17 protein-coding genes and 1 pseudogene are annotated in these 18,564 nt (G+C 70.6%); all 18 read right to left on the reverse strand.

The features are described from left to right. Positions 1–2: 2 nt before the first annotated feature. Entirely contained in the window at positions 3–764 is a 762-nt protein-coding gene (locus tag GGQ96_RS17065; RefSeq protein ID WP_184116646.1) for a sigma-70 family RNA polymerase sigma factor, read from the reverse strand. After that, positions 761–2,830: a flagellar biosynthesis protein FlhA gene (flhA, locus tag GGQ96_RS17070; protein ID WP_184116647.1), complete on the reverse strand. Its 2,070-nt coding sequence runs from the start codon at positions 2,828–2,830 to the stop codon at positions 761–763. The genes GGQ96_RS17065 and flhA overlap by 4 nt, the downstream gene beginning before the upstream one ends. A 242-nt stretch (positions 2,831–3,072) precedes the next feature. Then, positions 3,073–4,047, reverse strand: a pseudogene (locus tag GGQ96_RS17075) (FHIPEP family type III secretion protein); the annotation flags it as partial. Position 4,048: 1 nt separating this feature from the next. Further along, positions 4,049–4,897, reverse strand: a complete 849-nt coding sequence (locus GGQ96_RS17080) for a lytic transglycosylase domain-containing protein (protein ID WP_184116648.1) — start codon at positions 4,895–4,897, stop codon at positions 4,049–4,051. A 403-nt stretch (positions 4,898–5,300) separates the two neighbouring features. Next, the gene (locus tag GGQ96_RS17085) at positions 5,301–5,825 is read right to left on the reverse strand and encodes a hypothetical protein (RefSeq protein WP_246360689.1); all 525 of its coding nucleotides are present in this window, start codon (positions 5,823–5,825) and stop codon (positions 5,301–5,303) included. 11 nt (positions 5,826–5,836) lie between these two features. Continuing rightward, positions 5,837–6,370, reverse strand: a complete 534-nt coding sequence (locus GGQ96_RS17090) for a demethoxyubiquinone hydroxylase family protein (protein ID WP_184116649.1) — start codon at positions 6,368–6,370, stop codon at positions 5,837–5,839. Continuing rightward, positions 6,367–6,855, reverse strand: coding sequence for a disulfide bond formation protein B (locus GGQ96_RS17095; protein WP_184116650.1), 489 nt, complete (start codon positions 6,853–6,855; stop codon positions 6,367–6,369). The genes GGQ96_RS17090 and GGQ96_RS17095 overlap by 4 nt, the downstream gene beginning before the upstream one ends. Continuing rightward, a complete protein-coding gene (locus GGQ96_RS17100; protein WP_184116651.1) occupies positions 6,852–8,228 on the reverse strand; it encodes a S41 family peptidase in 1,377 nt (458 codons plus the stop codon). Before GGQ96_RS17100 ends, GGQ96_RS17095 begins: the two co-directional genes overlap by 4 nt. Positions 8,229–8,331: 103 nt before the next feature. Then, positions 8,332–9,522: a murein hydrolase activator EnvC family protein gene (locus tag GGQ96_RS17105; RefSeq protein WP_343059099.1), complete on the reverse strand. Its 1,191-nt coding sequence runs from the start codon at positions 9,520–9,522 to the stop codon at positions 8,332–8,334. Further along, positions 9,512–9,934: a 23S rRNA (pseudouridine(1915)-N(3))-methyltransferase RlmH gene (locus GGQ96_RS17110; RefSeq protein ID WP_184116652.1), complete on the reverse strand. Its 423-nt coding sequence runs from the start codon at positions 9,932–9,934 to the stop codon at positions 9,512–9,514. Before GGQ96_RS17110 ends, GGQ96_RS17105 begins: the two co-directional genes overlap by 11 nt. Before the next feature lie 12 nt (positions 9,935–9,946). Further along, entirely contained in the window at positions 9,947–10,354 is a 408-nt protein-coding gene (gene rsfS / locus GGQ96_RS17115; RefSeq protein WP_221240032.1) for a ribosome silencing factor, read from the reverse strand. Positions 10,355–10,362: 8 nt separating this feature from the next. Further along, positions 10,363–10,998 (reverse strand): nicotinate-nucleotide adenylyltransferase, encoded by a 636-nt coding sequence (locus tag GGQ96_RS17120; RefSeq protein WP_184116653.1) that lies wholly within the window; start codon positions 10,996–10,998, stop codon positions 10,363–10,365. Next, the gene (locus GGQ96_RS17125) at positions 10,962–12,224 is read right to left on the reverse strand and encodes a glutamate-5-semialdehyde dehydrogenase (RefSeq protein WP_184116654.1); all 1,263 of its coding nucleotides are present in this window, start codon (positions 12,222–12,224) and stop codon (positions 10,962–10,964) included. The genes GGQ96_RS17120 and GGQ96_RS17125 overlap by 37 nt, the downstream gene beginning before the upstream one ends. A gap of 50 nt (positions 12,225–12,274) precedes the next feature. Next, positions 12,275–13,384 carry an ATP phosphoribosyltransferase regulatory subunit gene (locus GGQ96_RS17130; protein WP_184116655.1) on the reverse strand — a complete coding sequence of 370 codons (1,110 nt, stop codon included), beginning with the start codon at positions 13,382–13,384 and terminating at the stop codon, positions 12,275–12,277. Positions 13,385–13,442: 58 nt separating this feature from the next. Beyond that, positions 13,443–14,222 (reverse strand): SDR family oxidoreductase, encoded by a 780-nt coding sequence (locus tag GGQ96_RS17135; RefSeq protein WP_184116656.1) that lies wholly within the window; start codon positions 14,220–14,222, stop codon positions 13,443–13,445. A 179-nt stretch (positions 14,223–14,401) separates the two neighbouring features. Further along, the gene (locus GGQ96_RS17140) at positions 14,402–15,532 is read right to left on the reverse strand and encodes an OmpA family protein (protein WP_184116657.1); all 1,131 of its coding nucleotides are present in this window, start codon (positions 15,530–15,532) and stop codon (positions 14,402–14,404) included. Between the two features lie 489 nt (positions 15,533–16,021). Next, entirely contained in the window at positions 16,022–16,462 is a 441-nt protein-coding gene (locus GGQ96_RS17145; RefSeq protein WP_184116658.1) for a DUF2793 domain-containing protein, read from the reverse strand. Then, positions 16,459–18,564 (reverse strand): phage tail protein, encoded by a 2,106-nt coding sequence (locus GGQ96_RS17150; protein WP_184116659.1) that lies wholly within the window; start codon positions 18,562–18,564, stop codon positions 16,459–16,461. The genes GGQ96_RS17145 and GGQ96_RS17150 overlap by 4 nt, the downstream gene beginning before the upstream one ends.

Consider the following 18,564-nt stretch of genomic DNA (forward strand, 5'->3'; position numbering starts at 1 on the left):
ACTTATCGCATCATCGCCTTTTTCAGTCGCGTATGCGCCGAGGCCTTGATCTGGCAGATGCGCGCCGCACCGACGCCCAACACCTGCCCGATCTCCTCCAGGTTCAGTTCCTCGACATAGTAAAGCTGGATCACCTGCGCCTCGCGCTCGGGCAGGGCGGAAATCGCGGCGATCAGGCGGTTGCGCGTCTCGCCATCGGCCAGTTGCGCGAAAGCGTCGGGCGAATCGTCCGCGAACCAGGGCAGATCGTCGGCATAGACCTCGTCGATCGAGTCGAACCGCACCGCGTCCGCCGTCGCATAGTCGGCGCGCAGCCGTTCGACCGAGACGCCGATCCGCGCCGCCACCGCCGCCTCCTCGGGTGCGCGGCCGGTCGGATCAGTCAGCGCCGCCACGGCCTGCGCATATTGCCGCCGCCGCTTCATCGCGCCGCGCGTCGTCGTCGCCTGGCGGCGGAGCTCGTCGATCATCGCGCCGCGCAGCCGCGTCGTGCAATAGTGACGGAAACTGACCAGCCCGCGATCCTCGAAGGTCGCCGCCGCCTCGACCAGCGCGATCAGGCCGACTTGGACCAGATCCTCGACATCCACGATCGTCGACATCGACCCGTGGACATGCCAGGCGATGCGGCGGACCAGCGGCAGATGCTCGCGCACCAGCCGGTCGCGATCGTCGCCCGGCCGCCGCTTGGGCTTGTAGGTCAGCGGCTGGCCGTCAAGCAGCTGGGCGTTGGCGAAGGCCTGGCGCATCGGTTCCGCGCTCATGCCGCGAGCGCCTGCGGCTGGGGCGCGCCGATGATCGCGACGACCTCGACCGCCTTGTCCTCGGGCACCTCGAAGAAGGACAGGACCGGCGTGTCGGGCAGGCAGCCGCGGATCAGCTTGCGGATGGCGACGCGGATGGTCGGCTGGACCACCAGCGCAAAGGGCTTGGCCTCGGCGATCAGCGGCTGTGCGGCCTGGGTCAGCGCGTCGACGATGCGGCGGCCGAGATCGGGTTCGATGACATGGCGGCGGGATGCGTCGGCGCGCATCGCCTGGCCCAGCAAAGCTTCCAAATGTCCCTCCAGCGTCATGACGCGCAGCGGCTCGCGCACGCCGCAGAGTTTCTGGATGATCAGCGGTCCCAGCGCCGGGCGGATCAACTCGACCAGCTCCTCGGGATCCGCGCTGCGCTGCGCCGCGCTGGCGATCGCCGAGGCGATGCGGCGGAATTCGCGCAGCGAGATGTTCTCGGCGAGCAGGCCCTTCAGCACCTGGGTCAGCGCGGTCAGCGACACCGGCTGCGGGCAGAGCGCGGCGACGAGCTGGCCGGCGCGGTCCTTCAGCCCATCGAGCAGCGCCTGCACCTCGTCCGGTCCCAGCAGGTCGGCGGCATGGCTGCCCAGCACATGGTTCAGGTGCGTCGCCATCACCGTGCCAGGATCGACCACCAGATAACCCGCGCCGGTCGCCGCATCGGCATCGCCCGGGGCGATCCAGGTGGCGTCCAGCCCGAAGGTCGGGTCCTTGGCCGGCTTGCCCTGAAGGAAGCCCACGGCCTGGCCGGTGTCGAGCGCCAGCATCTCGTCCGGCGACACCTGGTCCTCGCCGACGACCACGCCGTTGACCAGGATGCGGTAATGATAGGGCGACAGGTTGATGTCGTCGCGCACCCGGCATTGCGGCACGACGAAACCCAGTTCCTTCGACAACTGGCGCCGCACACCGGTGATCCGACCCATCAGCGGCGCGCCGCGCCGTTCGTCGACCAGCGGCACCAGGCCGTAGCCGATGTCGATATGGACCTGCATCCCGTCGGTCACCTCGTCCCAGCCGATCCGCGACGGGTCGACCGGGGCGGCGGCGACCGGCATCGGCGCAGCCACTGGACGACGCTCGATCTGGCGCAGCTTCCACGCGGCGAAGCCGGCGATGGCGGCGGCAGGCAGCAGCACCAGATGCGGCATCCCCGGCAGCACGCCGAGCAGCGCCAGGATAGCCGCCACCGGCGTCCAGGTCCGCGCGCTGCCGAATTGCGAGCCGATCTGGCCAGCAAGGTCCTTTTCCGAGGCGACGCGGGTGACGATCGCGGCGGCGGCGATCGACAGCATCAGCGACGGCAGCTGCGCGACCAGCGCATCGCCGATCGCCAGCAGGATGTAATTATGCGCGGCATCGCCGATCGACATGCCGTGGCTGACCGGCCCCAGGATCAGGCCGCCGACAACGTTCGCCGCCAGGATCATCAGCGCGGCGATCGCGTCGCCCTTCACGAACTTGGACGAACCGTCCATCGATCCGTAGAAATCGGCCTCGGTCGCGACCTCGACGCGGCGGGTCTTGGCTTCGTCGGGGGTGATCAGGCCGGCATTGAGATCGGCGTCGATCGCCATCTGCTTGCCCGGCAGCGCGTCGAGCGTGAAGCGCGCCGACACTTCCGACACGCGGCCCGCGCCCTTGGTCACGACGATCAGGTTGATGATCATCAGGATCGCGAAGACGAACAGGCCGACGACATAGTCGCCGCCGATCAGGAAGGTGCCGAACGCCTCGATGACGTGGCCGGCCGCGCCCTCGCCCTCATGGCCATGGACCAGCACGATCCGGGTTGAGGCGACGTTGAGGCCGAGCCGGAACAGCGTCGCGAACAGCAGCACGGTCGGGAAGGCGCTGAAATCGAGCGGCTTCTGCGCGTTGAGCGCGACCATCAGCACCGCCAGGCTGATCGCGATGTTGGCGACGAAGAAGATGTCGAGCAGCGCTGCCGGGATCGGCACCACCATGACCAGGACGAGCAGCAGGATGGCGAGCGGCAAGGCGCTGCCGCGTGCGGTGGCGAGCAGCTTCATGTCAGCCTCCCATCCGGGCGAGCATCATATAGGCGAGGCGGGCATGATCGGGTCGGGGCCGAAGCAGGCTGTCGCCGGCCGCAGCCCCCTTGCCCGTCATCTGCCCCAGCGTCGACCGCGCCCAGGACAGGGCGCTGTCGGCGGTTTCGTTGGCGCCGGTGACGACAGTGGCGTCGTCGCCCATCGCCAGCGCCTGCGCGGCGAAGGACAGGTTGGCGTTGCGGGTCTCGCCGACGGTGTCTCGGCGCAGCCACTGGACGACGCTCGATCTGGCGCAGCTTCCACGCGGCGAAGCCGGCGATGGCGGCGGCAGGCAGCAGCACCAGATGCGGCATCCCCGGCAGCACGCCGAGCAGCGCCAGGATAGCCGCCACCGGCGTCCAGGTCCGCGCGCTGCCGAATTGCGAGCCGATCTGGCCAGCAAGGTCCTTTTCCGAGGCGACGCGGGTGACGATCGCGGCGGCGGCGATCGACAGCATCAGCGACGGCAGCTGCGCGACCAGCGCATCGCCGATCGCCAGCAGGATGTAATTATGCGCGGCATCGCCGATCGACATGCCGTGGCTGACCGGCCCCAGGATCAGGCCGCCGACAACGTTCGCCGCCAGGATCATCAGCGCGGCGATCGCGTCGCCCTTCACGAACTTGGACGAACCGTCCATCGATCCGTAGAAATCGGCCTCGGTCGCGACCTCGACGCGGCGGGTCTTGGCTTCGTCGGGGGTGATCAGGCCGGCATTGAGATCGGCGTCGATCGCCATCTGCTTGCCCGGCAGCGCGTCGAGCGTGAAGCGCGCCGACACTTCCGACACGCGGCCCGCGCCCTTGGTCACGACGATCAGGTTGATGATCATCAGGATCGCGAAGACGAACAGGCCGACGACATAGTCGCCGCCGATCAGGAAGGTGCCGAACGCCTCGATGACGTGGCCGGCCGCGCCCTCGCCCTCATGGCCATGGACCAGCACGATCCGGGTTGAGGCGACGTTGAGGCCGAGCCGGAACAGCGTCGCGAACAGCAGCACGGTCGGGAAGGCGCTGAAATCGAGCGGCTTCTGCGCGTTGAGCGCGACCATCAGCACCGCCAGGCTGATCGCGATGTTGGCGACGAAGAAGATGTCGAGCAGCGCTGCCGGGATCGGCACCACCATGACCAGGACGAGCAGCAGGATGGCGAGCGGCAAGGCGCTGCCGCGTGCGGTGGCGAGCAGCTTCATGTCAGCCTCCCATCCGGGCGAGCATCATATAGGCGAGGCGGGCATGATCGGGTCGGGGCCGAAGCAGGCTGTCGCCGGCCGCAGCCCCCTTGCCCGTCATCTGCCCCAGCGTCGACCGCGCCCAGGACAGGGCGCTGTCGGCGGTTTCGTTGGCGCCGGTGACGACAGTGGCGTCGTCGCCCATCGCCAGCGCCTGCGCGGCGAAGGACAGGTTGGCGTTGCGGGTCTCGCCGACGGTGTCACTGCCGGCGCCGAGCTTGTCGGCGAAACGCTGGTAGATGGCCGACAGCGAACGCGGCCGGCCGCCGTCGTCATAGAAGACGCCGCGATTGGCGCGCGCCGCGCCGGGGAACAGGCTGGCGGCGCTGGCCTGCGGATCGGCCTGCATCGCCGACAGGAACTTGTTCGCGCCGCCCAGCCCCAGGAAATGCGCCATGTACAGGTCGGTGCCGTTGGCGGCGCGGCCCAGGCTGTCCTCCAGCGCCGCCTTGTTGTCGGAGGCATGTTCGGCGGCCATCAGGCTGGCGGCGGCGGGGTCGTTGCGCAGCGCCAGGATCGCCTGCCGCGTGGCGCCATCGGCGACGCTGTAGCGGCCGCCCGAACGGCCGATCGCATCGGCGGCCCAGCCCAGGCCGTGCTCCGCGCCATGCTTCTTCACGACGGCCAGCCAGCTCGACTCGATGAACTGGTAGAGGCCGGAGGCGGAGGAGGAGCCGGCACGCGCGGAGGCGTTCAGGCCGCTCTCGACCTTGGCCTGGCCGAGCAGATAGTCGAAATCGATGCCGGTCGCGTTCGAGGCATAGGCGATCGCCTGCTGGATACGGCCGGACTGGACTGGATGGACGCTCACGTCGAATCGATACCCCTGTTCGGGGTTCGATCAGCAAGAGCCGTGCCAGATCGCCGCGTCGCCTCGGGCGTGACGGGCTGGCGGGTCGCTCCGCGATGGCGCGGCGGCAAGGGCGGCAACGCTTTGCCGGCCCTTGCCGGTCAGGCGGGGTGTGGATCGTCCTGCCGGCGCAAGAGAAGCCTCTGACCACCGGCCGGGGAAAGGCGAGGCCTTTCGGAATTCGACGCTCGAATCCCATCAGCCTCCACTCCGGCGGAGGCCGGGGTCCAATCACGGAACGTTCCTAAGGATCCACCACCGTCCCCCGGCTGGACCCCGGCCTTCGCCGGGGTGGTATGGTGGGTGCGGCGAAGGTCCCGTTTTTACAGCGATGAGCAGGCCGGAGGCGTTCTACACCCGCCCATCAGGGTACGCGCCGGTTCTCCGCCGCATTGGCTTCGTTCACCGCCCGCGTCTCGCGCACGCGCTGCGCGAAGCATCCCGAGCCGCCGCCGGGGCCGACCGCCGAGCAGCTGCCGATGCTGTTGACGCCGACGCCGTCGCTCAGCACGCCCTGCGCCTTCGCCGCCCAGCTACGATTTTCCGGCGTGACCTCGAAGTTGCGCACTTCCTTGGGGATGCGGAACTGCTCCTCGGCGCTGCGGCGCTCGCACACCACGATCTCGTCGCCGGCGGCGTTGGTCGGGCATTGCTCGTTGCCATAAAGGATCAGCACGCCGTTGACCGGCGCGCCGCGACCGACACCCGCCTGGGTCGTCACCTTGCGCGGCCGCTCCAGGCCGGGCAGCGCCGCCCGGGGTTCGGCATCCAGCTCGGTCGGGCGGTTGACCGGCGCGCTCGGCGTCGATGCCTGGGGCGTCGTCTGCGCGACCGACGGCCCCGCCAGCATCAGTCCGGGCGCGAGCAGCGCCAGCATCATGGTCCTCATCGCATCCACTCCTAAATGCGCTTGGCGGTCGCGATCGCGACCTTGCACCCCAATCGGATCAGTCCCGACAGGACCGGATAACCGAAGGTGTTCTCCGCCCCCGCCGCCAGGGCATGGTCGCGATGCTCCAACTCCTCCGCCTGGAACTCGACGATCGCGTCGGACAGCTCGGGGTCGCTGTCGCCCAGTTCGGCGAGCTGCTGCGAATAATGTTTGTCGATCTCGGTCTCGACCGCCGCGGTGCAGGCCATCGCCGCGTCCGGCCCCAGCGCCGCCGTCGCCGCGCCGAGCGCGAAGCCCGCCACCTTCCAGATCGGCTGGAGCAGGGTCGGGCGCACGCCGCGCTCGGCGATCATCCGGTCGAAAAAGGCGCGGTGCCGCTCTTCCTGTGCCGCCATGTGGTGGATGGCGCGCGCAGCGGGATGCCGGTCGCCCAGCACCGCCAGCTGTCCGGCATAGATGCGGATCGCGCCGAACTCCCCGGCCTGATCCACCCGGATCATCGCTTCCGTCGCCTCGCGGCGGTCACCCGGTTTCCAGCTCATCGCGCTCTCCTCACCAGGGCCAAGATGGTGATCGCCCCCGCCAACGAGAAGATGGCGTTGAACCCGGCCAGCGAAATGCCCAAGAACGTCCACTGCGCCTGGTCGCAGCGCACCATCGGCGCCTTCATGATCGCGGCCAGCCGGTCCGCCGCGCTGCCGCCGCTGGCGGCAACGGTCGAGGTGCAGGCGGTGAAGCCCTGCCACCAATGATATTCGACGCCGGCATGAGCGACGCCGATCAGGCCCGAGAGCGCGATCGCCAGCGCCGCCAGCACCACCATCGATCGCCGCAGGCCCGGGCGCAGCAGCCCGATCGCCGCCAGCACCACCGCCGCATAATGCGGCCAGCGTTGCCAGTGGCACATCTCGCACGGGTACAGCCCGCCGATCAGTTGCGATCCCCAGGCGCCGGCCAGCAGCGCCGCCGGCAGCAGCAGCGCCAGCCAGTTCGCCCGGTACCAGCGATGCGCGCTATGCCCGATCACTTGATGCCGGTCTTCGCGTCGGCCGGCTTCGCATCGGCGGTGGGCGGGGTGACGCGGGTGGCGGCGGCGACCTGCGCCGGTCCGCCCAGCCGCGCGATCGTCTTCAGCGCATATTGCAGCTGGAAGTCCTTCACGCCCTCCTTCTTCAACTGTTCGGCCGTGGCGGTGAAGCGCGGATCGTCCTTGGTGTCTTCCTCCAGCACCGCATTGTCCGCTTTGACCTCGTTGATCAGGTGGCGGCGCAGATCGGCCTCGCGGAACACCGGGCGCACCTTGTAGTCGGGATCGCTGAGCTGCGGCACCCTGATATCGGGCTCGATCCCGCCCTCCTGCACCGACCGGCCGGACGGCGTGTAATAGCGCGCGGTGGTCAATCGCAGCGCCGTTTCCGGCCCCAGCGGCAGCAGCGTCTGCACCGATCCCTTGCCGAACGACCGCTCGCCCATCACCAGCGCGCGGTGGTGGTCCTGAAGCGCGCCGGCGACGATCTCGGAAGCGGAGGCGGTGCCCGGATTGATCAGCACCACCACCGGCAGGCCGTGCGCGTCGTCGCCCGGCTTGGCGAAGTAGCGTTCGATGTCGGCCTTCTCGCGCCCGCGCTGTGACACGATCTCGCCATGATCCAGGAACGCGTCGGACACCGCGATCGCCTGGGTCAGCAGGCCGCCGCCATTGTCGCGCAGGTCGACGACATAGCCCAGCGGGCGATGGCCCAGCGCCTTGTCGATCGCCATGATCGCGGCGCGGGTATCCGCGCCGGTCGCCTCGGAGAAGGTGTTGATGTTGATGTAGCCGACATCGCCGCGCACTTCCCACTTCACCGGCTTCTGCGTGATGACCTCGCGCATCATCGACACTTCGATCGGCTTGGTCGTGCCGGGACGGACCAGCGTCAGCGCGATCTTGGTGCCGGGCTTGCCGCGCATCAGGCCGATCGCCTCGTCCAGCGAGTCGCCATAGATCAGCTTGCCGTCGATATGGGTGATGTAATCGCCCGACTTGACCCCGGCGCGCGCGGCGGGCGTATCCTCCTGCGGCGCGATCACCTTGACCGCGCCATCCTCCATCGACACCGTCAGGCCCAGACCGCCATAATTGCCGTCGGTCATGATCTTCAGGTTCTGGAAATCGAGCGCGTCGACATAGCTGCTGTGCGGATCGAGCGAGGTCAGCATGCCCTGGATCGCGCCGTTGATCAGCGTCTTGTCGTCGACCTTGTCGACATAGTCCGCCTTGACGCGGTTGAAGACGTCGATGAACCGCTCGAATTCGCCATAATTGCCGGAATCCGCCGCCGCCATCGCCGCCGTCGCCAGCGGGATGGCCGAGAGCGCGGCCACGATCGAGGTGGCAGTCAGAAGCGAACGACGCATGGAAAACCCCGGCCCGGTAACTAGCCCGCCTGTCTAGCGGATAACGCGCGCGGGAGCAAAGCCAACCGCCGCTGAACAGAGGATGAGCGGCGTGGCGGCCGGCTCAGCCGGTCAGCGCGGTCATGTCGACCGGTCGCCCGCGACGGCGCAGTTCGACCGTGACCCTGGCCGCATCGCCCGCCGCACCGTCGGTCCGCCCCGCCCGGCCGACCGGCTGGCCCGCCACCACCGTCGCGCCGGGCCGGACGAGCAGACTCGCCATGCCGGTCAACAGGCTGGTCCAGCCATCGCCATGGTCCAGGATCAGGATGCGACCATAGTCCCGGAAGACACGCGCATAGCGCACCGTGCCGCCCGCCGGCGCCCGCACCTCCGCGCCCGGCGTCACCGCGAAGGTCAAACCCCGCGCCCGCACGCCGGACTCGGACATCTCGCCAAAGCCGATCACCAGCCGCCCCCGGACCGGCAAGCGATAGACCGGCGCCGGCGGCGGCGGCACCACGCTGCCGCTCGCCAGCGGACGCGGCAGGGGACCGGGCAGGATCGCCAGTTGCGCAGCGGTCGCCTCGCCCTGATCGGCCTCGGCCATCCGATCGATCGCGTCGCGGGCGCGTTCGCCCATCGCCAGCGCCCGGTCCTCCTCGCTCATCGCGCCGCGCCCCAGCACCGCCGCGCGGCGCCGGTGAAGCGACTCGAGCGCGGCCAGCGCCACCCGGTCACGTTGCAGTTTCGCCCGCCCGTCCCGCAGCGCCACCGCGGCGGCGGCGGCCTCGCGACGGAGTCCCCGCACCCGTGCCAGCTCGGCGCGCACCCCCATCGTGCGCGCCCGGACCACGGGCAGGGTGCTGCCCAGCACCGCGCGCAGATGGACCAGATCGTCGACCGATCCCGGCTGCGCCACCGCTGCGATCGCCGGCCGGCTCGCCAGTGCCTGCAAGCCCGCCAGCAATCGCGCCACCGGCGCCTGCGCCGCCGCCAGCCGACCGCGCTGCACCGCCAGCAACCGTTCGATGATCGCCGCGCGCGCACCCGCCGCCGCCAGCGCCGCCTCCGCGCCGCGCACCCGCTCCGCCAGCGCCTGTTCCTCGATCGCGGCGCGGGCGGCGGCATCGCGTTCGCGCGCCGCCGCGATGGTCAGTCGCGCCGCCCGCGCGCTGGCCGCCGCCGCCGCCGCCCGCGCGTCCACCAGGATGCGCTGCTGGTCCGGCAATGGCGCCTGCGCCGCCACCCCGCCAGCCAGCAGCCAGGATGCGAGCAGGCCGAGCGCGATCGACCGCCGCCGCTCAGCCTTCACGATGATAGGGATGGTTGGCCAGGATGCTGGTCGCGCGGAACAGCTGTTCGGCCAGCATCGCGCGCGCCATCAAATGCGGCCAGGTCGCACGGCCGAACGACAGCAGCAGGTCGGCCTCCTGCCGGGCGGCATCGTCGAAGCCGTCGGCGGCCCCGATCAGGAAGCGCGCCTCGCGCACGCCGTCGTCGCGCCACCGGCCCAGCTTCTCGGCGAAGGCCATCGAGCCGAGCATCTCGCCCTTCTCGTCCAGCAGGATGCGCCGGCCATGCGCGGGCGATGCCGGCTCGCGTCCGCCCGTGTCGGGCAGTTCGGTCACCCGCATTGGCCAGGCGATTCGCTTGGCATAGCGGTCGACCAGTTCGGCTTCGGGCGACCGCCCGATCCGGCCGCGCGCCACGATATGGAGCAGCACGGCCGCGATCCGTCAGTTGGCGGTGGGCGAACCCGTGCCCGCGGTCGGTGCGGGCGCATCCCCGAACGACCACATCCGCTCCAGATTGTAGAAGGAGCGCACCTCGGGCCGGAACAGGTGCACGATCACGTCGCCCGCATCGATCAGCACCCAGTCGGCGGTCGGAAGCCCCTCGATCCGGGGGCTGCGGCCCATCTCCGCCTTGATCTTCTCCGCCAGCTTGGCGGCCATGGACGCCACCTGGCGCGTCGAGCGGCCGCTGGCGATCACCATGTGGTCGGCGATGGTCGACTTGCCGGCGAGCGGGATGGTGACGGTTTCGACCGCCTGATCGTCATCGAGCGACTCGAGGATCAGACGATGCAGCGCTTCCACCTCCTGGGCGTCGGTGGAACGGGGCACGGAAGGGGTAGTGGCCAAGGGAGCTCCTAGGAGGACTGTCCGCGCGCGAAGCGCCGGTACCAGTCGGGATCGCCGGCGCGAATGCCGGTGGCGGACGTCGGATCAGGGCGGAACCGCAACAGCACCAGCGCCGGCACGGTCCACACAGTCCATCGTTTCGCGGCCGACTGCGATCGCCGGAAACGTCGCAGCCAGGCCATCGCGGGGGCCGCGAGGGCGCGACCATCATATCCCGGACGCGCGACAACCGCAATCGGGATCGCACGGGCGATGCCGCGCCAGTCCCGCCAGGCATGGAACTGCGCCAGATTGTCCGCGCCCATGATCCAGATGAACCGCCGTTTGGGATAGCGCCGCTGTAGCGCGCGGATCGTGTCGGCCGTGTAGCGGGTGCCCAGCCGCGCCTCGATCGCCGTCGCCCGGATCGGGGCGCGACGCGCCTGCTGCCGCGCCGAGGCCAGCCGCGCCGCCAGCGGGGCCATGCCCTTCGCCGGCTTCAGCGGGTTGCCCGGCGACACCAGCCACCACGCCTCGTCGAGGTCGAGCGCGTGGATCGCCGCCAGCGTGATCGCCCGGTGGCCGCGATGCGCCGGATTGAAGCTGCCGCCAAGCAGGCCGGTGGTGATCACCCGCGCACCTGGCCGGTGCCGCGCCCCAGCCATTTATAGGTCGTCAGCCCTTCCAGCGCGACCGGTCCGCGCGCATGCAGCCGCCCGGTGGCGATGCCGATCTCCGCCCCCAGCCCGAACTCGCCGCCATCGGCGAACTGGGTCGAGGCATTCCACAGCACGATCGCCGAATCGACCTCCGCCAGGAACCGCTCGGCCCGGTCCTCATCCCCGGTCACGATCGCATCGGTGTGATGCGAGCCATGCCGCGCGATATGCGCCAGCGCGCCGTCCAGCCCGTCGACCACCGCGACCGCGGCGACGGCGTCGAGATATTCGGTGTCCCAATCCGTCGCATCCGCCGCCTCCGCGACGCCTAGCGCCTGCGCCGCCGCATCGCCGCGCAAGGTGCAGCCGGTCGCCGCCAGCGCCGCCACCAACGCCGCGCCCGCCGGATAGGCGCGATCGATCAACAGGGTTTCCATCGCGCCACAGATGCCGGTGCGGCGCATCTTGGCGTCGCGCACCACCGCCTCCGCCATCGCCGGGTCGGCCGCGCCATCGACATAGACGTGGTTGATGCCGTCCAGATGCGCCAGCACCGGCACGCGGGCCTCGGCCTGCACCCGCGCGACCAAGCTCTTGCCGCCACGCGGGATGATCAGGTCGATCATGCCCGCCGCCATCAGCATCGCGCCGACCACCGCCCGGTCGGTGGTCGGCACCAGTTGCACCGTCTCCGCCGGCAGGTCCGCCGCCGCCAGCCCGTCCGTGAAGGCGGCATGGAGCGCTCGGTTGCTCGCCGCCGCCTCGCTGCCGCCGCGCAGGATCGTGGCGTTGCCGCTCATCACGCACAGCGCGGCGGCATCGACCGTCACATTGGGCCGGCTTTCATAGATGATGCCGATCACCCCGATCGGCACCCGCACCCGCGACAGCGCCAGCCCGTTGGGCCGCACCGCGCGGTCGATCTCCCGCCCGACCGGATCGTCGAGCGCCGCGACCTGATCCACCGCGGCCGCGATCGCCGAAACCCGGTCTTCGTCCAACCGCAAGCGGTCGAGCATCGCCGCGCTCAGCCCGGCCGCTTCGCCCGCCGCCACGTCGCGCGCATTGGCCGCCAGGATCGCCGGCCGCGCCGCGCGGATCGCCGCCGCCGCGCCGTGCAAACCCGCCCGGCGCCGCTCGGATGGCAGCCGCGCCAGCACGCCGGCCGCTGCACGGGCGCGGGTTCCCATGGCATCGATCAACTCGGCGGGCGACAGAACGGGAGCGGTCATGCCGCCCTGCTATCACCGCTCACCGGAAATGCCGAGAGCGCGATCGCCCGTCAAAGGGCAACCGGCCGTGCCCGTCCGGCATCCCAGACATGGGTGGCCAGCTGCGCCTGCGGCGTGTCGTGCGGCTCCAGCGCCGCCACCGTCACCCAGCCTTCCGCCCGCAGGACCGCCGATTCGGCCTCGGGCGTGCCATGCGGCAGGAAGAGCCGGCGCCGCTCGACCGTGCCCGGCATCACCAGCGCATCGGCATAGATGGAGAAACCGGTCGCCGCCTCCTCACGCCCGTCCGGATGCACGACGACATAGGTGCCGCCCCGCCCCAATTCGCGCGACGCGCCGCTCGCGAACAGCGAAAAGCCCAGCCAGGACTGATATTCGAAGCCATGCCGCTCGGTCGGGTCCAGCGTCATCGTCGCGCGCCCCGCCAGACCCTGCGCAATCGCCGCCAGGCCCTCGATCCGCGACGCCAGCACGCCATCCGCGTCGAACGCCCGCAACCGGTCGAGCGCCGCCTCGAAGGGCCCTGTCGCCTCGATCAGCGGCAGATAAGCCGGAGCGATCGCGGCGACACCACCTGCATCCTTGGCGTCCAGCCGCTCGCGCAGCGCCTCGATATCCTCCGCCGCGACCGGCAGGGGCCCGGCCGCCAGCGTGTCGACCAGATCGGGCAAGGTGAAATCGATCGACACATCGGCGATCCCCGCGGCCGCCAGCCCCTCGACCGCCACGGCCACCACTTCGCGCGCCGCCGCGATCGAATCGAGACCGATCAGTTCCACCCCCACCTGCCGCCGCTCGCGCGCGGGGGCCAGCGCCGGCCCGCGCAGCCGCAGCACCGATCCCGCATAGGACAGGCGCACCGGCCGGGGATGATGGCCCATGCGCGTCGCCGCGATCCGCGCCACCTGCGCAGTCAGGTCGGGACGGACCGCCATGGTCGCCTGGCTGACCGGGTCGACGAAGCGCACCGCGTCGCGCAGCCCGCCCGCCTTCAACCGCGCCGCCAGTTCCTCCGCGAACTCCGCCAGCGGCGGATCGACCCGCTCATATCCGTACAGACGCGCCGCCTCCAGCACGCGCGCCTCCACCGCCGCGGCGGCATCGGCAAAGGGAGGAAGGCGATCGTGGAACCCCTCGGGGAGCAGGCCGGGCTTGGTCATGTCCGCGCGGATAGCGCCCCCCGGCGTCGAGCGCCACTCCGCAACACAGCCGCCGCGATCATCCGCGCGGCCGCCGCATCCGCTTGCGCAGCGCCCCCGGCATCCAGCGCGCGGCGAAGCGCATCCGATCCGCCGTCCGCCCGACATAGGTGTGGACGGCATCGCCATGCACCGCCTTCCACGCCGCCTCGGCCACCGCCTCGACCGGCGTCAGTTCCATGCCCGCTGCGACCACCGTCTCGCGGATCGTCCGATTGCTCGCTCCGGCGATGCCGTCAAGCAGCGGTGTCTCGATGAAGCTCGGCACGATCGAGCGCACCTTGACTCCGGTCACCGCCCATTCGCCGTCCAGCGCCTCGGTCAGCGCGCGCACCCCGAACTTGGTGGCGGAATAGGTCGCCAGTCCCGCCGATCCATAGATGGCCGAGGCGGACGCGGTGTTGAGCAGGCACGAACCGCGCGTGCGCGCCAGATAGGCATGGCCGATCTTCGCGCCGTTGATCACGCCCATCAGGTTGATCGCCACCGTCCGGTCGAGGTCCTCGAACCGCGCCTCGGCGAGCGGTCCGCCGGTCCCGATCCCGGCATTGTTGTGCAGAACATCCAGCCGTCCACCGGTCGTGGCGGTAAAGGCATCCAACACCGCGACCCAGGCCTCGCGGTCGCGCACGTCCATCTCATAGGTTTCGACCATGCCCGCCGGCAGCAGTGCGGCCGTACTGGCCAGACCGGCGGCATCCACGTCCGCCAGCCCCACGCGCCATCCGCGCGCTGCGAACAGGTGCGCCGTCGCCCGACCGATCCCCGATGCGCCACCGGTGATGAAGATCGCCTTCATTCGCCTCTCCCTCTCTTTCCAGGGAGATTGAACCGGAACGCGGCGCAGGTCCATCACCATCCGCCACCCTCGCCACTGTCCTCAAGCCTGCTCGGCCGGGGGATCCGCGGCGGACAAAGAAAAAGGGAGGCCGGTTTGCACCGACCTCCCCAATTCCGTTCCCGCTAGGGGAAAATCGCTTACTGACCCGAACCAGCGCCCGGACCGTAGGTGATTTCCACGCGGCGGTTCTGCACTTCGCGGACGCCGTCGGCAGTCTGCACGCGCAGGTTGGTCTCGCCGAATGCCTCCGTCGAGATGACGCCATCGGGGATCGACCGCGACACCATATACGCCTTCACCGAGTCGGCGCGACGCTGAGACAGGCCGACATTGTACTTGGGCGAACCCGAGGTGTCGGTGTAGCCGGCCAGCATGACCTGCGCATTGCCGCAGGACTGATACTGGGTGACCGCGTTGTCGAGGATCGACGCCGCTTCCGGGGTGATGTCCGACTTGTTCCACTCGAAGAACACGATGAACGGACCCGGCTGGCACTGCACCACGGGAGCGGGCTCCGGCGGCGGCGGCGGCGGGGGAGGCGGCGGGGGCGGCGGCGGCGGCGGCGGCGGCGGCGGCGTCGGCGACCCGAAGTTGTAGGTCACGCCGCCCAGGATGCTGTGCGACCGGAAGCGACCGTCGAACGTGCGGTTCGAGACGTCGACCAGCTTGACGTTGTCGGCGTTGAAGAAGCGATACTTCAGCGTCGCGTCGAGATGGTCGGTCAGCGGCGCGCGGATACCGGCCAGGCCCTGCCACGCGAACACGGTGTCCGAGTCGTCGAGGAAGTTGCCGTTGTTGTTCAGCGCGTAGTTCGCCTTGACGCGCGCCACGCCGACACCGCCGCCGACGAAGCCCTGGATGCCGTCATCGTCACCGAAGTCGAGCAGGCCGTTCAGCATGAAGCTGAGCGCCGAGCTGGCGCCGCCGGCATAGTCATAAGTGCCCGCAGCGGCATTGCCACGTGCACCGGCACCGGTGAAGAAGGGCGTGGTGGTCGACGACTGGAAGCCGTCAACGGTGGCGCGGCGATAACCGACTTCGGTTTCCAGACGGAAACCGCCGAAGTCGTAACCGACCACGCCGTCCACGTCATAACCATAGTCGTGATCGACCGAAGCCGCATTGTTGAGGTTGGCGACATCGTAATCGATATCTTCAACGATCATCGCGCCGCCCTCGATGCCCACGTACCACGACTTGTCGCGGGCGAGGGCGGGAGTGGCGAGTGCGGTGGAGGCGAGTGCCAGTACGACGGCAATCTTCCGCATCATAGTCCCCTTTCCTGATTGTCACTACGGACGACGCAAACCCACTAACCGGGGGTTGGTTTCCACGCAAGCGGACAAACTTTCGGGACTGTTGCCCAATCGCCACAACTTGCCAGTGCCGTCCTCGCGGCGCGGCTCGCCGCTGGTGCTGGTCAATTCAACGCAAAAACCGTGGATTTTCAGCTATCCTGACTTTGTCGTCCGGTGTTCCAGGCGGAGTTGGCGTCACCGCGCCAGCCGCATGTGCCCCTGTCTGGGCGTTTATCGCCAGAGGGTTGGACCGACCGGCCATCCGCCGCCTCGCGAGCACCGCCGGAATGGCGCGCCGACCGGCCACCATGTCGGCGGATGGTCGTTTCGCGGATAATCCATATTGGCCCTCCGCATCTTTCCCATAGTCAAACGCGGGTTAACCGCGCGGATCGAACAATATCGTCGGAAAGGGCGGATCGCCGGGCGACGCCTGGTCGGAACGGGGCGACCGGGCCGTCATGCGATCACGCCCTGCGCCCGCAACGCCGCCAGCAGATCCGCCAGCGCCGACCGCGCCTCCGCATCGATCGTCGCGCCACCGCTGGGCGATGCCACCGCCGCCGCGGCGCGCCATCGCCCGTCGGCATAGCGGACCAGCGTCCGCGTCCCCCGGTCCCATGTCGCCATCCCCTCGACCGGCGTCACGAAGCGCCAGCCGCCATCCGTCCAGCCCGCCAGGGCGCCCGCCTGCCCCTGCCAGGCACCGGTCGGGCGGGCGCCGACGACCCAGCAGGCGCCGGTAACCGGCGCACCCGGCGGCGCATCGAGCCCGACCGCGAGCACCTCCGCCTGCACCGCCAGGTCGATCAGCGCCAGCGCCTCGTTATGCCAAATCTCTTTTTGCGCCTGCCCGGCCTCCAGCAGCGGCAGGCCCAGTCGAGTCGTCGTCGCCATCATGCCTCTCCCATCGTCAGTACCGCCGGCAGCGACTCGGTCCAGGTGCCGCGCTGCCGAACCTCCACCCGATCCCCCTCCGCCAGGTCCACCGCCACGCTGTTCGTCCCGCTGCTCAGGTCGCGCCGGTCACCATTCGCCCGGATGATCGTCACCCGCCATTCCTCGCGTTCCTCGGCCAATGGCGCATCGACCCGATCCGACCACGTCCAGCCCAGCCGGCTCCGTCGGACCCATCGCAGCACGCCCTGCCGCCAGCCCAGCCCCACCGGCGCGGGCGGACGGACCGACAGGCCGTTAATCGTCGTGCGCGCCTCCACCGGTTCCGGGTCCGCCACGCCGCTCGCCATCACCCGCACCGCCCCGCCGAGCGCCGTCATCGGCAGGTCGATCGCAACCGCCCGCTCCGGGTCGAGCATCACGAAGGCTGCGCCCGTCGTCGCCACACCCGACTCGGTACCCCGCCGGCCACGCAGCAGCCGCTCCAGCCGCCATCGCCCCGCGCCCAGCGACACCGCCCGGCCGAACTGGATCAGCTCGCCCCCGGCCCAGGCCAGGTTCGCGCCCCGGTCGAGCGCCGCGTCGTCCGCCTCGGCCAGCACCATGCCGGTACGCGCCAGCCGTACGATCATCACGCCCGCCCGGTCGATCAGGGTAGCCGGCGCCGCGAGCGGTGCGCGCTCGATCGTGCCGATCACACCCGCCGCGCCGCTGTCGCCTGCCGGCGTCCAACTCGCGCCGTCGTCGGCGCTCCACAGCAGCGCCGCCCGACGCCAGCCGGCCCCGGTGCCGCACGCCACCACCGTCACCCGCGGCCGGTCGAGCCGTCGCTCCTCCAGCGACGGCAGTTCGACGACGTGCAGCAGCGTCGCGCCGACCGCGTCGTCGGCCGCCATCGCGGCCCGGCCACTGCTCGCCGTCAGCACCTGCGGCACGAACGCGACCGGCGCCAGCGTCAGTCGCACCGCCATTCCCTCGACCAGCACGCTCAGCACCTGCCAGCGCCCCGCTTCGCCGCCCAGCGTCACCGTCATGCCCGGCCTCACCGCCAGCCCGGCGAACCCCAGCGTGACGCTGCGCCGCACGCGCTCCACGCCGGCGCGCGCGACCATCGCACCGGCCAGCGTCTTCGCCGCACCGGCGGACAGCGCCGCCGGCAACTCGACCACCTCGGCCGATGCGCCCGGCCCGCCGGCCCGCTGGACCCCCGCCTGGTAATCGCGCGCCGGGTCATAATGACGCACCGCCACCGCCAGCGCCGCCCGCCCCGGCGCGGCGATCTGCCGCCCCCGCGCCATGCCTGCCGGCCCACCCGCCGCCGTCGCCCCGGCATCGTCGAGCGCCAGCGGCGTCGCGTCCCCGCGCAGCCGCATCACCGCGCCGTCCGACGTCCATCGTCCCCCGGCGACCTGCGCCAGCACCGCCAGCACGCCCGCCACGCTGCCGCTGGCGGCGAAGCCGTCCACGGTCGACCCGTCCGCCTCCGCCCCGAACGCTCCCGCGATAGCTCGCATCGCCACCGCCCCGGCATCGGCGATCACCTCCACGCTCAGCGACGGCACCCGGTTGCCGAACTCGCCCAGCGGCAGATCCTCGAACACCAGATAGGCGCAGCCGCGATAGGCCGGCGTCGCGCCTTCCGCGCTGGCGATCAGCGGGTCCACCGCCTGATCCTCTCCCCCCAGATGCACCCGCAGGCCCGCCTTGACCTTCAGGTCGCCCGCGGCTCCGCGCACCAGCCGCCCGTCCGCCCAGATCCGGCCGATCGCCTGGATCGGCCGCCCCGACAGCAGCACCGCGAAAGAGGCGGCATAGCTGTACCGCGTCGCCGCAGGCTGGCCCTTGCCGCCGCCGGAGCGGCCCTGCGTCTCGATCAGGTCGGTCGACCAGATCACCGTCCCCGCCACCCGCATGCGCCCGAACAGCCAGGGGATGGCGCTGCCATAGGAGGAGGTCTGGACCGCCAGTTCGGTCAGTCGGGGGCCGTCGCGCCCTTTGGGAGCGAAGAGCTCGTGATCGATCCGCTGCCCGACCAGCGCCCCGATCGCGCCGCCGATCGGTCCGCCCAGCGCGGTTCCAGCCACCGTCAGCACCATCGTCGCCAT

Source organism: Sphingomonas abaci (assembly GCF_014199625.1).
GTDB classification, from domain to species: domain Bacteria; phylum Pseudomonadota; class Alphaproteobacteria; order Sphingomonadales; family Sphingomonadaceae; genus Sphingomonas; species Sphingomonas abaci.